Genomic DNA, 14,914 nt, shown 5'->3' on the forward strand with positions numbered 1-14,914 from the left:
TGATGATTAATTGTCTTTAGATGGGCATGAATGGATTATTTACAAACTGTTACTTTCGACTGTTGAAGAAGGGAATTTATTAAGGAATATTGTTAATACCATTAGTCTTAATAGGTTGGAAATGCTATGGATAGCAATGCATACAAGGTTCTTTACGTATCAGATAAAAAGGTTGGCCACAGCTTATATCTGTCATTTTTTGAGTTGGGTATGGAGGTAGTTAGGTTTGAATACACACGGTCTAGATTTAATCGACTATCAGATTTTATTGATAACTCCAACAGTAAAATTCATTCGATAATAATAGATGTGGATTGTATCGATGAACTTTCAAAGAATGATATTAATATGGTTCTATCGATTATTGATGTAATTAAAATTATTAGAAGTAAGTCTTTGTCTAAGATAGAGAGAATACAATTTATGAATAGTGGTATTGATGATATTGTAATTAACGGGATGGATGAAGATGAATTGGCCGTTAAAATGATAAACCTAATACAGAGAGTGTTTCCAAATCCTGAGATCGGATTCGATTTGTTTAAAATAAACTATGGGAAAATAAGGCTTGACCCTGAAACTCGACTATTAAAGGTTGAAGGAGAAGAGACGTTATTGACAGATGGAGAGCATCAGATATTACTGCATTTGATAGGAAACAGAGGGCGATATAACTCAAGACAAGAGCTTTCTAAAGCACTGGGTAAAAACTATCACTCAATAAGTAGTCGTTCAATAGACATGCTTATTGGACGATTGAGGCGAAAGATTCATGATGATCCTAAAAAGCCTGAGTATATCGTAACTTCACGTGGGCAGGGTTATATGCTAACTGATCAGTATATGTAACTCGTGACAAAAATAAGCGAGTCAGTTTGGATATATGTATATACACTCATATGGAGAACTCGCTTTGAAGCCATGATCTTAGCGCTAGAACACTCTCAGATTTTAACTTTTCAGGTAAACACGCAAAATAGAAGCTCTGCTTAGGGTGTTTGATTGAGCTACCTACCTCGACAAGCATGCCGTGTTTGATTTCGTCTTTAACAAACTGTTTGTGAGTCACAAATACGCCGAGTTTTCTTGAGGCGGCTTGCACGGCGTGGACTGAGGCAATAAAACTCAAGTTTCTATGCTGGCTTGGTGTTGCAACCTTATTGGCGAGGCACCAATACTGCCAATCCCCGTCTCGGCGATCATTGGTGGCAAAAATAGCGGGGAATCTGTCCAGTAGCTCTTTTACGGTTGAACCTTCTTCAGCCAAATCTGGATGACACACCATCACCAGTTCATCATCGCCTAGCTTTTCGCAGTGATAATCTTGCCAATCTTCATGTGTCCCATGAATCAGCGCAACATCGACGTTCTCTCGTTCAAGATTGAAAGAGCCAATGAGGTTGGACACACGCACATCGAGATTAGGCGCATGCTGCTGAAATTCTTGCATACGTGGGATCCACCAATGAATCGCCAATGAGTTAACCATATTGAGAGTAATACGATTGGCATGTTCAGGCTGCTGAATGGATACCGATGCATCAACGATCTGCTCAAGGGCTGGCGCTACCTTCTTATAGTAAATTCTTCCCTGACTGTTGAGCTCTACCTGACGGCCGACACGTTTAAAAAGAGGCAGTCCAAGTTGCGTTTCTAGACTCTTTACCGATTGGCTGACGGCAGAGTGGCTGATATTAAGCACTTCTGACGCTTTCGTCATGCTGCCTGTCTCTGCTACGGCAATAAAAGCGTAGATGCCTTTGAGGGGAACGAGTGCTTTCATGGTTAATCCCATTTTCATTTAAGTAATAGACTATTTAGTGAATAGATTATTGTTAAGTTTTTCTAACAGGTTTGGTTGATATTACTCGCTTTTTTGTTGTACGTCATTTTCATAGACTACGCGCATCAAAGGAGAGTTGTATGTCCACTGAATATAAAGCCGCACTGCTTATGCTGTGCTCGACCTTAAGCCTATCTATGACAGGCCTTGTCGCCAAGTTTCTGACCGGAGAGTTTAGTCTCATGACTTTACTGTTTTTGCGTCTGTTTATTCCCGCAGCCTTAATGTTGACTGCAGTAGCGAGTATCAAATTTGTTCTTCCTAAGAAAAACTTAATAAAACCGATAATGACGCGAGCTGTGTGTGTTGTCGGGTGTCAGATGTGTTTTCTCGCATCCTTAACTCAATTAACCTTGGTTGAAAGTGTGGTGCTCTTTGCAACGGGGCCACTGTTTATTCCTGTGCTTGAGCGCGTGTTTTTTGGCATCAAGATTAAGACAATTACAAAGCTTGCGTTGTTGGTTACGTTTTCCGGGGTGTTACTGCTGACAAGTGATGGAAGCAGCATAACCTTTAAACCTGAGATGTTGATAGGCTTGGGGGCTGGGATGTTCAACGCAGGATCGCAGCTGAGTTTGTATCGCTCAACTAAGGGAGATATGTCGCCAAGTGCCATCAATGGATGGAGCTTTCTCTTCAGTTCGATATTGGTGTTACCAATCAGTTTATGGTTTGGGTTATCAGAGTTGGACATGGTTATTCTATCGGCGCCAACAGAGTACTGGCCGATATGGCTTGCCCTATTAGCGTTAGCAACGGTGACGATTAGCAATCAAATATTCCGCTCTATGGCGTATAAATTGGCAGATAGTAACTCACAGTTAGCACCGCTAATTTTTACTCACTTGTTGTTTACTCTGGCTTGGCAGCTGATGTTTTTCGATGCGGAGATGACGCAAGAAAAAATACTAGGTGTAACACTGATTGTCGTTGCAAGCTTAATGCAAACGCTGATGCCTAAATTGAAGCAGATGTTTAAGTCGAATGGTCTACCAAGGTTGGTTCGGCTGCCTAAATTGCAGAGGATAGAAAGGCTGTAAGGTAGGAAAGCTGTAGGTTCGGTAACGTTAGTCGCGTACTTGTATTTTCTCCTTTTATTAGAGATGCTTCAGCAAATATTATAAGTAAGTAATACTGGTGGAAAAATGCAAAATATCGATTTCTCAAAAGGAGAACTGGGCGAGCATGAGCAGAGCCAGTTGACCGAAGGATTTGAAACGCATAGCCAAGTTCAAGAGGCGCCTCCTTATCAAAAAGATCGTCTAAATTGGACGGTTAAAGATGATAGCGGGAAGCTTGTTGCAGCCATTACTGCTGATCTTCTGTGGGGATGGTTGTATATCGATGAGTTATGGGTTGATGAAAGCTGTCGAGGAACTGGGATGGGTAAACAGCTGATGAGTAAAGCCGAACATCATGCTAAGTCGAAAGGCTTATCGGGCATATGGCTATGGACTCAAAGTTGGCAAGCACCAGGTTTTTATCAGAGTTTAGGTTATGAAGAATTTACCCGATTTGAGGATTTCCCTAAAGGGCATAGTCGCATCGGTTTAAGAAAATATTTGTAGGAAAGGGTTGTAAGAAAACGCTTATAAGAATGTATTTATAAGAAAAATATGGATAAGCAAGTTCAAGCCCTTTGCTGTAGAAGGGCTGATTTTCCACTCATATCTAAAGTGTTTATTTCTCTAAACAGAATATCAATACCAAGATTTAGGAATAGGCTTGTTGTCGAGAAATAAGTCTTGGTTTTGCTTTAGAAAGGCTGTCGTGATATCAGCCATCTGTTTCGCACTAGCAAGAAAAACGCTTGCTTCTCCTACTTGTCCCCAGTGGCCAATGCCAAGCTTGATAAATGGCTTTTCTAGTTTGCCATAATGTTCATGGATACTTTTAATCGGACTCTTGTGGCGATGTAAGACCGTGTCAATAATATGCTCACCTTTGACAATCTTGATTGCTTCAGGGATTGGGTCTATTCGGTTTGGGATTTCGCACCACTCTTCCACACCGTGGATATAAGTGTTTCGTGTCAGCGGACAGCCGAGAAATAGAATTTGTGCATCTGCATCATACAACTTTCCCCATACTCCATCTCTTGGACAGGGTGACGTCGCCTTTTCTTCTCCAGCAATAAATTGTTCTGCATTGTTCCCAAGAGCAGCAACTGAGTGGGTAGGGTGAAGCGACCGAACGACACCGGTTCTGTTTCTAAATAACTCACTCAATATCCCCACACATGTTGGCTCTTTCTCAGGGTCAAATATGCCATCAGCCAGATTGTGCTTGTCCCAACTGTGAGTGGGTAATAATAGTAGACCGTTAGACATGAGCTCAGATAAGGCATCGAGTACGGTGTCTGCACCACCTTCAACCGATCCTATTGCCTTCATGGAAGAGTGAACAAGCAAAACACCATTAGGGTCGATGCCAAGACGATTTAAATCATCAATAAGATTTTGTTTAGTGAACATAATGCTTTTTCTTCTATCTTCTATGTAGGTAGAAATGGGTAGAAAGTTATTTTACAAAACTATCAGTGAAAAACCACTCTCAGCGACAAGCATAACTTGTAACGAAGAGTGGCTAAGCAGCTGAAGCTATTCGGTTGTAGATTGGGCCATTGGCACCAAAATTTGACCTGATTGATATTCCAACCCATTGATTTCTGGCACGCCTAATAATACAGGACCGTCTAAATCAACAACCTCAGCTCTCGTCGCAATGGGTAACGCGGCTTTCATCGCGATGGATGTTCCTAGCATACAACCAACCATGATACTCAAGCCTTGCTGCCTAGCTTGGCGCTCCAGATTGAAGGCTTCTGTTAGCCCGCCTGTCTTGTCGAGCTTGATGTTGATCATTTCATAGCAGCCTAAAAGTGCAGGGAGATCTGCTGAAACATGGCAGCTTTCATCGGCGCACAGTGGAATAGGGTGCTCGATATGACGCAAACATTCATCTTCCCCTTTCGGGACAGGCTGTTCAATCATGGCCACTTGATAATCAGCCAACTCGTTAAAGAGCGACTCTAACGGTAACCCTAGCCATGCTTCATTAGCGTCTAAAATCAATTTGGCTTGTGGGGCTGCGCCACGCACGGCAGCAACACGCTCGATGATTTGTTCACTGTCCAATTTCACCTTTAGAAGTGTCGCTCCTAACTTTACATAGCCTTTCGCCTGCTCTGCCATCGCTGATGGAGAGTCTATAGAGACTGTCATTGCGGTTTCAATTTGTGAGGAAACATCAAAATAAGGGCTTGGGAATGTACTCTCTGCTTGTAGAGCCGAAAGCTGCCATAGTGCACAATCAATTCCATTACGAGCAGCGCCAGCGTGGACTTCATCTTGCAGTAATTGCTTAACTTCATCAGCACTCGGTGGAGACGCTAGAGATTGCATTTTGTTGGAAAACTGATTGATTTGTTCTATGACGGATTTCACTGACTCGCCATACCGCGCATAAGGCGTGCACTCACCAACAACCGTAATGCCAGCTTGCTCAATCGTGACACGTACAACATCAAGGTGAGTACGGGTTCCACGCGCAATACTAAACGGCCTTGCGAGTTTAATGGCTACGTGTTGAGCGGATATTTTCATGCGATTTTCCTAAACAAGCTGATCGATAATGCTTTCTACACTAAATCGTACTGGGTCGGTAACTGGAAGTTTATAGTGTTCACTCCACTGCGCACAAAGCTCTCTGGCTTCATCTTCTGTGAGGCTAGAAGTATTTAAACAGATGCCGACCACAGATGCATTAGGATTGGTTAATCTTGCCGCTTGTTGATTAGCTGCAATCGTCTGTTCAATCGTGGGTAGTTTTGCGTGAGGAAGGTGTCGGATATGTTGGCGACCTATCTCATGGCAAAGTACCATTGCATCTGGTTGTGCGCCATGCAATAGCCCCATACTCACACCCGCAAATGAGGGATTAAATAGTGAGCCCTGACCTTCGATAATATCCCATTCATGATCTGTAAAATCTGGGCTTACCGCTTCAACGGCACCTGATATAAAATCGGCAACCACGGCGTCAATAGAAATCCCGCTACCTTGAACCAAAATACCGGTTTGTCCGGTTGCTTTAAATTGGGCATTCACGTTACGCGCTTTAAGCGCTTTCTCTATTGCAAGAGCAGTAAACATTTTGCCAACAGAGCAGTCTGTCCCCACAGTTAATAAGCGTTTACCAAGGCGCTTTTTACCTGACCCTACATCTAGTGGTTCGTCAAAATGACGCACATCATGTAAGCGGGTTTTCCCTGCTTCTTTTAGTGTTTGTAAGGGTTCTAAGTCAGACAACCTTTGGTGCATTCCGGACGCAATTTCAAAGCCCATTTCAGCAGCAGTAGTGAGTGTCTCTTGCCAGCTTTCAGGGATCACGCCACCCGCATTTGCCGTACCAATCACCAATGTTTTGGCGCCTTGAACTTGCGCTTCTTGCAAGGTTAAGTCGTTCAACCCTAATGACACTGTTTCTTCGGTCAAACGGAGTTGTCCAACGCAAACATGAGGTCGCCATTGATGAATACCGCGCGCTGTTTTAGCGGCTAGTGGATCAGTAACATCACCAAGAAAAAGTAAATAAGGTTGAGAGATAGACATAAGAATCCTTGCGTTATAGCCATTAACAGTTGAAGCGTCAGCTTAAGCAATACTGTCCGCCGTGCCGAATACCTATCTATTAATAGCCTATAACGTTAGGTTATACCTGGCTAGGAAATCGCCTCTTTTAACTGCTGAATGAATTGCTGCGCGGTGATGGAAAGGGGCTGATGTTCGGCATGTAAAATCGAGACATGCAAAGGAATAGTGGGTTCTAGTTGTAGGATCTGAACCTCTTTTGAATGTTGATACTGTTGCGCCGTCCATGGATCTACAATAGCTGATCCTGCTTTGTGTCGAACCAATTCCGCGGCAGCACTGTAGCTTCGCACTGAAATTTGGTGATGGTAGTCAGGAGCCGCACGCCCGATAGCTTGATGCAATAACTGCCCAAGCGGATCACGAGGATCCAGACCGATAAGTGGCAATGAATCTTCCAGTAACTCTGTCAGAGTAATGGTTTTTTTCTCTTGAGCCATCGGTGTTAGCGTCACCATACAACGGGTCAATAGTCTTTCATGGTTTACGCCTGCTGGTGCGTCGTCTCCAAAACAGACGGCAACATCCAATTCGTTTTTGAGCAGTGACTGACACAATTCATCACGATTTGCTGTCGACAGCTCAACAGATAAGTTTTTATCGTCACATAGAGCAGAGATAATAGGGCTGAGTAAAGCGCTGGCCAGAACAGGAGGCGCACCAACTCTTAGGTGCAAGTTTCCTTTTTTTACCTTGTTGGTTAAGGAGCGAAACTGGCCTAATTGTTGATAGATGCGTTCGGCTTCAGGTAACAGGGTTTTCGCTTCTTGGGTCGGTACTAAGCGACCTTTGACACGGTCAAACAACTGAAAACCAAGCTGCATTTCGGTATGAGACAGGACTCTTGTCACATTGGGTTGAGAGACATGGAGGTTTTTGGCCGCTCCCGAGATCGTTCCCGCTTGCATAATGGCATAAAAAATTTCGAGTTGTCTCAGGTTCATTACGATTCAGTCCTTAAAGTCACGATTTCATTCTATTACAGCCGAAAATTGAAAGCTGTAGCTGAACACTAAATTCAAACTATCTGATGGGTGAAGTGGTTGTTGTCCATTGCTGTGTATGTAAGCCACTGCGTTTATTCTTCCTCATCCCAATAGGGAGTATCTCCAAAGTAACCGCTGACAAAATCAATAAAGGCGCGTGTTTTTACAGGCAAAAATTGGCGGTTAGCGTAGATAAGGTATAACCCAATCGGTTTTGGTTGATGCTCGGGTAAGAGCTTAATTAGCTGACCACTCTTAATCGCATCTCCGGCGATAAAGGTCGGCTGGATGGCGATTCCGCCCCCCCAAATTGCAGTATTAACCAATAGGTCTCCATTATTGGCAGTAATTGCGCAGCGAAGGTTTCTATCTGACACACTTGTTCCGAGTATGTTCATCACCAAGTTTTGATCGGCATACGAATAGTTTAGAAAGTCATGTTCTGCGAGATCTTCCTGCGTTTTCGGTGTGCCGTGTTTCTGCAAGTAATCAGGGGAGGCTAACAGGGCAATCTGAATGTCGGTGATCCTTTTAGCGATGATGGTTTCACTTTTTAAATCACCGATTCTAAGCGCGACATCAACCCCTTCTTCGACGATATTGACCTTGTGATCGGTGAGATTCAAATCGATTTTCACTTCAGGATAACGCTGTTGAAAGTCGATGAGCAGCTTTGGCAAATGACGATGACCAAAAGACATTGGCGCGTTGATGGTCAGAACGCCTGCCACTTTTTGGTGCCAATCGCCTAAAGAGTTTTCCATTTCATTAATATCACTCAGCACTTGAGCACATCGAATGGAATAGAGGTGGCCCGCTTCGGTTAGATTGATTTTACGTGTGGTTCGATGTAGTAACCGAGTTTGAAGATTATCTTCGAGTGCTGAAACGTACTTACTGGCCAGTTGTGGTGAGATTCCCCGTTTCTCGGCCGCTTTAGAGAATGCGCCTTCTTGGACCACCGACATGAAGGTTTTCATCATTTCTAATTTATCCATACCTCACCTTTATAAACACTGTGTTGATAATTATTCAATGTTAGCGTTATTTATCAATAAATACACTTCAATTAATCTAGCTACATCAACACGAACCTTCATAACAATAACGTCGAAGTCCAAAAAGGAATAGAGCCATGAATACTCAACTAATCAACAAAATCTTTAACTCAAACAATAGCTTTGCACCACTTCTTCTTCGCCTACCACTAGGCCTAATTTTGATGGGTCACGGTGCTCAGAAACTCTTTGGTTGGTTTGGTGGCTACGGGTTAGAAGCCACAGGGCAATGGATGGCGAGCATTGGTTACACCCCCGGTTTTCTAATGGCATTACTGGCCGGTAGTGCAGAATTCTTTGGTGGGTTGGCATTGGCAATCGGCGTGTTAACGCGTCCAGCCGCAATTGTCAGCGCATTCACTATGCTGATGGCCATGATGGTACATATCGGTAACGGCTTGTTCTTAAGCAACAACGGCTACGAGTTTGCTCTTATCTTGCTCGCATCTACCTTATTCCTTGCTGTATCTGGCGCAGGTCGTGTATCAGTCGACAAACTCATCAGCGCTAAGCTGGCTAAAGCCTAAGTATTAACGAAAACCTAAGCATTAACCAAAGCCTAATTGATTAAGACGTGGGTAATAAAGGAGATGAGCATGAATACTAACAAACAACCGGCGTATTTTATTTCCCACGGGTCACCTATGCTGGCGATAGACAACAGCGAAACGGCTCTGTTTTTACAGAGTCTGGGTCAAAGTATTAGTAAGCCCAAAGCTATCGTTGTGTTCTCTGCACACCTAGACACACAGGAGTCTATTACGATTACATCGGCGAAAAATCCGACATTGATCTACGACTTTTACGGCTTTCCTGCGCCTTTATATGATATTCAATATCCAGCGCCAGGTGATCCTAAGTTGGCACAAAGAATCGATTCTATGATTCGTGAAAAAGGGCTGTCATCCAATTTGGATTCTCAGTTAGGGTGGGACCACGGAGTCTGGATGCCATTGAACTTGATGTTTCCACTGGCTGATGTTCCAGTGGTGCAGGTGTCAATCAGTAGTGCCCTTGGCCCTGAAGTGAACTACTTATTAGGTCAAGCGTTAGCACCATTACGAAACGAGGGTGTCATGCTGATTGGGTCGGGAGGCATTAGTCACAACCTTCGAGAGCTATCAAGTACTCGACCAACGCCGAACCGTGAGGGGAAGATGAAAGAGTTTACCTCGTGGATAGAGACAAAACTAAGTGAAGGTGATCACCCATCGTTACTTAACTATCTCGATGATGCACCGTATACCCTGTTTAATCACCCGACACAAGAGCACTTTTTACCACTACTGGCAGTGTTGGGTAGTACTTTAGATGAGACTGACAGCTCAGAGAAAGTGGCTAACTCGAGCGATAAGGTTCAGCGGCTGCATAGCGGTGTACAGCATGAGATACTAGCAATGGATGCTTATCAGTTTGGTTAGTTGAATATTATTGTAGATTGAAACTAACCAACTTTCTGATTCACACTGTAAATTAGAATAAGCGGGAATGTTTCCCACTTGGCACCTCAATCGACAGATTAATATGCCGCCTCTTCTAAATTAAGAATCGATTTTCGTATCTCTTCTGGAAGTTCCGCTTTGGTGTTGCTTTTGAAATTAAACATTACACAAGTCGCCTGGCCGACGGTACTAATTTTTCCTAGCTTCTTACTGGCGATATGATATTCCATCGTAAATCGGTCAGATTGAATATCCGTAACTTTAGTGCCAATCAATAGCGTGTCAGGGTAGGTAATCGGAAGCTTATAGCGACAGTTCGTTTCACCAAGAACTGGGCCTACCTGGCTTTGCGCAATATCCACAAGCAGACCAATCTTTTCGAAGTACTCTAGTCGAGCCGATTCAAAGTAACGAAAATAGACGGCATTATTAACGTGCTGTAGAGCGTCCATCTCCCCCCACGCGACTGGGATTTCAGTGATAACGGGAAACCCTTCCAATAAATTGTCCATTACTGTTCCTTGCTTAGATTATTAATTGAGTTTTTATTCTAAATCGAATTATTAAAGCGGTGGGAATAATTGTTAATGAAATGTGACGTGTAGATGCTTGGGTGACTTTCAACGTATTAAATCTAGACTCATTCAAAACGAAAAGGTTGCTGTAATTACCGTATAGAATCCGTTGACTGCTTAATCTCTGCTAAATTTATAGAATCGATGTCATTAAAGTAGGGAGGGGAAATGGTGCCAACAGTTAGAACTGTATTGCTGCCCTCATCTATTTTGATTGTACTTGGCATCATTGGATTGGTTGTGATTGATCATCAGCTGCGCAGTAAGATGGCTTTAAGAGTCGAAAATGAATTGCGTCGTATGGCTGAGTCCTCGCTTGTTGCGGTAGAGCTTTCCAACAGACCGCTATCAATAAAAAATATTGATCCTGTTGCTAAGCATATTGGTTTGGCGACGAGAATGAGGATCACCTTCATCGATATGTCGGGAAAAGTTATGGGGGATTCCAGTGTTGGGGAAGACTTGATTGCATCAATGTCGAATCACTTAGATCGAAGTGAGCTTCTTAAAGCAAAAGAATTAGGAATTGGTGATGCAATTCGCTATAGCGATTCACTCGGCGATGACTACTTTTATGTCGCTATTTATAAGCCGATAGAAGTGCAAGGCGAAGAAGTTTACTACTACACAAGAGCGGCGATACCCGTTGATGTCCTTAAACATCAAATCATTGAGATGCGGATGACTTTGTCGTCGATTCTATTCGCAGCCGTAATAATCATGAGTGCAATCGCCTTTCTCATTATTCGCTGGGGAGCTCTCTCTACATTGCGAAAACAGGCTTCATTAGAAACTGAAATTAACCAAAAAACAGAAGAGATAGAGCGAATGCATGACTTGGATTCATTGCTCAATGCGAGCAGTGATTTGGCAGACGCGAGAAAAGTGGTCAGTAAAATTATCCCTACTTTGCTAAATGAGACGTCAGGCTCTATCTCAATCTATAAGTCATCCCGTAATCAACTTAAAATGCAGCTTTTTTGGGGTGAAGAGTGGCAAGACGGCCTCTATTTCAATTCAGATCAATGCTGGGCTTTGCGTAAAGGTCACGAGCATCTCTCTCGGCTGGATGCTTCGCAAGTCGATTGCGAGCACTTTACTCAAGATAAAACCAATGCAACGCTTTGTATCCCGCTAATTGCTCACGGAGAAACTATCGGCGTTATGCATGTATTGAAAGCTGATTTCGAAGAGAAAGCGCTTGTCATTGCTAAGGCGATAGCTAAACGTTTAGCCATGTCGATTGCCAACATTGAGTTAAAAACTAGCCTACGGCAATTGGCGTTCAAAGATCCTTTAACGCGTCTGTATAACCGCCGCTACCTGTTTGAAACACTTCAACAATGGGTCTCTATCTCGCAACGAAAACAGACTGAAATCGGCATTATTATGATCGATCTTGACCACTTCAAGCAGCTTAATGATAGCTATGGGCATGATGTGGGTGACAAGGTTCTCAAGACGCTATCGCAATACTTTTTAGAGGCAATGCGAGCCAGTGACATTGTTTGTCGCTATGGGGGCGAGGAGTTCTGTATCGCTATCTCTGATACGAATGCGAATGACCTTATCCACGTTGTACAAAAATTGTGTGAAGGCGTGGCAGCGGTCTCGATAAAGTTAGATAGAACGCAGAGCATAAGTGTGACAGCATCAATGGGCGCATCTATCTATACCAAAGAATGCAATACCATTGAAAATACCATTACAGAAGCCGATGAAGCTTTGTACAACGCAAAAGAAGAAGGACGAAACTGCGTCCGGTTCTCTAGTTTTTTGAACAATAAACTAACCAAGTCTGGTTGAACCGAACAGGGGTCCCATTACTAATGGAGAAAGTGAACGCATACGATCATCCCCATGATTAGCATGCGTTCTTATCCCGTTTACTACTTTACGGTAGCCGGTATTGAAGCGATAGAATGCGAAGATTTAGGTGGTCTCACTATCAAACTGATTCCGACCAGAAATAGGCTACATGCAACAACCTGAGCTGTCGATAATGTCTCTTCGAAAATCACAAAGCCACTTAATAATGCGAATACAGGAACCAATAGACTCAGCGGTGCAACGGTACTGATTGGGTAGCGGATCAGCATTTTGTTCCAGACCCAATAGCCAAACAACGTGGTTGGGTAGGCTTGGAAACCAACGGCTAAGGTCGTGTTCCAGGTCCAGTGCTGTATTGAATCCCAAAGTACCTGTTCACCATGGATAAATACAGCCAGTAGAAGAAGTGGCAACGGCGCAACCAACATTCCCCATACGTTAAATACGAAAGCATTTTTGGTTTTCGATGCTTTGACGATTAAGCCAAAGGCGGTCCAAGAGACGGCGGAAATAGACACCAAAAATAGCCCGAACCCAGTGACGTTACCATTGGTGAACGCGATTGAAATGACGAGTGCAATCGTTGCGATAAGAGCGCCGATGAGCTTACGAGTAGGCAAACTCTCTTTGAGAATGAAAACACCGACCGTCATACCAATTAATACATTGGTTTGAAGTAGCACTGATGACATCCCAGACGAGAGCCCGGCGGTAATTGACCAAGAGGCCATTCCCCAAACACCAACACCAAAGAGCAGTCCATAACTAATGACATAGCGCCATGGTACGTCTGGTTTTGGAATAAAGAAAACCACGGGAATAGCGGCGATGGCGAAGCGAGCTGCCGTTGAAACCAGTGGGTTCACATCTGAAACCCCAAGCTTGATCATTGAAAAGTTAAACCCCCAAATGATCATTACAGTAATGCTGAGTAATAAATCTGTTCTGTTCATAATGCTCTCCCTTGTTTGTAACGGCCCCTCCGTTGAAAATCAGTATCTCTTGAATCACAATTAGGATACAGATACAATTTTTTACAATTAAAGCAGTACAATTTACGGTCTGTTGCGTTAACACAAGCGGTGAGTCTAAAAAACTATGAGTCTATATAAGAGCTTGGCAAAACAATTTATTGATGACATTCAAGCTGGTCAGTTAGTCCAAGGCAGTCGGCTGCCGTCACTGCGTCAACTATCCAAACAGCACTCGGTGAGCCTATCAACGGCGGTGAGTTGTTATCAAGAGCTAGAGTCAATGGGTTGGATTACCGCTCGGCCTCAGGCAGGTTATTATGTTAGTCAAAAGTCATCACCTCACTCGACGCCTAACTGGGTTGCGTTTAAAAGCCGAGTGTCCACCCCCTCATCAAACTCTCCGGTCTATTCTCAATTTAGTGGCCCGCTAGGTGTGTCTAATTCTGATATCACTGACGATACGGCGTTAGAGTTGGAACGCAGTTTTCGGCGAGTGATGAAGCGAATGGGAAAACGACTGACACGTTATCCTGAGTTCCAAGGCGAATTGCTGCTTAGAGATGCGTTATCCCATCATTTCTCAAAGCAAGGTGTCCATTTTCCATCGCAAGATCTAGTGATCACCTCTGGGTGCTTGTCCGCCATTAAAGCAGCGTTAGAGTCTTGCAGCCACGAAGGTGATGCCATCGCGATAAGCTCACCCTGTTTCAATGGCATCATAGAACTGCTCGGCCAGATGTCTCGTAAGATTGTTGAAATACCCTCGTTGGAAGACGGCATCGACTTAGACCAATTGGAAACACACTTTCAGCAAGGGAATGTACGCGCTGGAATATTTTGTACGTCTCACATGAACCCGCAAGGGATCACCATGTCGACGCAGCAAAAGCAGCGCTTGGCAATAATGGCAAACCAATATCGCATTCCCGTCATTGAAGATGATGTGTATGTTGAGCTCTCATATTCTGATCACTACCCTTTACCCGCCAAATATTACGATACCGATGGTTATATTTTATGGTGTGGTTCGATCTCAAAAAGCTTATCACCTAGCTATCGATTGGGTTGGTGTTTACCGGGACGTTATCTGGATAAATACCGGAGTCGGTTTGGTTCAGGTTGCTATGGTGTCGCGATCCCGCTTCAATTAACGATTGCTGATTTAATAGAATCGGGCCATTACGCAAAACATCTGAAAAAAAAGCGTTACGATTTGCTGGCGTATCGTATTGACTACCTAAATTACTTGTCTAAACACTTGTCGGCTGAGGCATTGATCAGTGATTCGCAGGGTGGATTGGTTCTATGGCTACAAATACCGGGTTTGGATGGGGAAAAATTGGCTCGTGACGCCATTCAGCAACAGCTTGATATTAGGGTAGGCCAGACGTTCACGACGCTCGATTTTTATAAAGATTGTGTCAGAATCAATATCGGTCACCCGCTGCAAGGGCAAGCCAAAACAGACTTGCAGCTATTGATTGATCTAATTGAACAAAATCTGAGTTAAGGAGAGAGCACAAGGATGGATAGGGAAGACCGTTAACCCGTCAC

At 43.6% G+C, this 14,914-nt stretch carries 15 protein-coding genes; 7 read left to right on the forward strand and 8 right to left on the reverse strand.

The genetic code is table 11. The features are described 5' to 3' along the window. Window positions 1-126: 126 nt before the first annotated feature. Complete coding sequence (locus L4D20_RS00230) at window positions 127-849, forward strand: winged helix-turn-helix domain-containing protein (RefSeq protein WP_428799554.1); 723 nt, start codon at window positions 127-129, stop codon at window positions 847-849. A gap of 46 nt (window positions 850-895) precedes the next feature. Here L4D20_RS00230 and L4D20_RS00235 read toward each other — a convergent pair whose 3' ends face one another. Beyond that, the gene (locus L4D20_RS00235; protein ID WP_428799555.1) at window positions 896-1,783 is read right to left on the reverse strand and encodes a LysR substrate-binding domain-containing protein; all 888 of its coding nucleotides are present in this window, start codon (window positions 1,781-1,783) and stop codon (window positions 896-898) included. A gap of 140 nt (window positions 1,784-1,923) precedes the next feature. On the opposite strand from L4D20_RS00235, the gene L4D20_RS00240 reads away from it, so the two are divergent. Together L4D20_RS00240 and L4D20_RS00245 are read left to right on the forward strand one after the other, a co-directional pair. Continuing rightward, the gene (locus tag L4D20_RS00240) at window positions 1,924-2,883 is read left to right on the forward strand and encodes a DMT family transporter (RefSeq protein ID WP_428799556.1); all 960 of its coding nucleotides are present in this window, start codon (window positions 1,924-1,926) and stop codon (window positions 2,881-2,883) included. Between the two features lie 105 nt (window positions 2,884-2,988). Further along, window positions 2,989-3,411, forward strand: coding sequence for a GNAT family N-acetyltransferase (locus L4D20_RS00245; RefSeq protein WP_428799557.1), 423 nt, complete (start codon window positions 2,989-2,991; stop codon window positions 3,409-3,411). Between the two features lie 132 nt (window positions 3,412-3,543). Here L4D20_RS00245 and L4D20_RS00250 read toward each other — a convergent pair whose 3' ends face one another. The 5 genes from L4D20_RS00250 to L4D20_RS00270 form a co-directional block, all read right to left on the reverse strand. Beyond that, window positions 3,544-4,317 carry an AAC(3) family N-acetyltransferase gene (locus L4D20_RS00250; RefSeq protein WP_428799558.1) on the reverse strand — a complete coding sequence of 258 codons (774 nt, stop codon included), beginning with the start codon at window positions 4,315-4,317 and terminating at the stop codon, window positions 3,544-3,546. Between the two features lie 126 nt (window positions 4,318-4,443). Next, window positions 4,444-5,448: an enolase C-terminal domain-like protein gene (locus tag L4D20_RS00255; protein WP_428799559.1), complete on the reverse strand. Its 1,005-nt coding sequence runs from the start codon at window positions 5,446-5,448 to the stop codon at window positions 4,444-4,446. Between the two features lie 9 nt (window positions 5,449-5,457). Then, window positions 5,458-6,456 carry an N-acetyltransferase DgcN gene (gene dgcN, locus L4D20_RS00260; protein ID WP_428799560.1) on the reverse strand — a complete coding sequence of 333 codons (999 nt, stop codon included), beginning with the start codon at window positions 6,454-6,456 and terminating at the stop codon, window positions 5,458-5,460. 110 nt (window positions 6,457-6,566) lie between these two features. Further along, complete coding sequence (locus L4D20_RS00265; RefSeq protein WP_428799561.1) at window positions 6,567-7,439, reverse strand: LysR family transcriptional regulator; 873 nt, start codon at window positions 7,437-7,439, stop codon at window positions 6,567-6,569. 134 nt (window positions 7,440-7,573) lie between these two features. Beyond that, the gene (locus tag L4D20_RS00270; protein WP_428799562.1) at window positions 7,574-8,479 is read right to left on the reverse strand and encodes a LysR family transcriptional regulator; all 906 of its coding nucleotides are present in this window, start codon (window positions 8,477-8,479) and stop codon (window positions 7,574-7,576) included. A gap of 137 nt (window positions 8,480-8,616) precedes the next feature. Between L4D20_RS00270 and L4D20_RS00275 the strand changes: the two genes are divergently transcribed. After that, window positions 8,617-9,066 carry a DoxX family protein gene (locus tag L4D20_RS00275; protein ID WP_428799563.1) on the forward strand — a complete coding sequence of 150 codons (450 nt, stop codon included), beginning with the start codon at window positions 8,617-8,619 and terminating at the stop codon, window positions 9,064-9,066. A gap of 69 nt (window positions 9,067-9,135) precedes the next feature. Beyond that, complete coding sequence (locus L4D20_RS00280) at window positions 9,136-9,960, forward strand: DODA-type extradiol aromatic ring-opening family dioxygenase (protein WP_428799564.1); 825 nt, start codon at window positions 9,136-9,138, stop codon at window positions 9,958-9,960. 98 nt (window positions 9,961-10,058) lie between these two features. On the opposite strand, the gene L4D20_RS00285 is transcribed toward L4D20_RS00280, so the two are convergent. Next, a complete protein-coding gene (locus L4D20_RS00285) occupies window positions 10,059-10,493 on the reverse strand; it encodes an acyl-CoA thioesterase (protein ID WP_428799565.1) in 435 nt (144 codons plus the stop codon). A gap of 231 nt (window positions 10,494-10,724) precedes the next feature. Between L4D20_RS00285 and L4D20_RS00290 the strand changes: the two genes are divergently transcribed. After that, window positions 10,725-12,362, forward strand: coding sequence for a sensor domain-containing diguanylate cyclase (locus L4D20_RS00290; RefSeq protein ID WP_428799566.1), 1,638 nt, complete (start codon window positions 10,725-10,727; stop codon window positions 12,360-12,362). Between the two features lie 83 nt (window positions 12,363-12,445). Here the strand turns inward: L4D20_RS00290 and L4D20_RS00295 are convergent, their stop codons facing one another. After that, window positions 12,446-13,339 (reverse strand): EamA family transporter, encoded by an 894-nt coding sequence (locus L4D20_RS00295; protein WP_428799567.1) that lies wholly within the window; start codon window positions 13,337-13,339, stop codon window positions 12,446-12,448. 145 nt (window positions 13,340-13,484) lie between these two features. Here L4D20_RS00295 and L4D20_RS00300 point away from each other — a divergent pair, with 145 nt between their 5' ends. Beyond that, entirely contained in the window at window positions 13,485-14,870 is a 1,386-nt protein-coding gene (locus L4D20_RS00300) for an aminotransferase-like domain-containing protein (protein WP_428799568.1), read from the forward strand. Window positions 14,871-14,914: the final 44 nt, after the last annotated feature.

The sequence above is a fragment of the Vibrio kyushuensis genome (genome assembly GCF_050337325.1).
GTDB classification, from domain to species: domain Bacteria; phylum Pseudomonadota; class Gammaproteobacteria; order Enterobacterales; family Vibrionaceae; genus Vibrio; species Vibrio kyushuensis.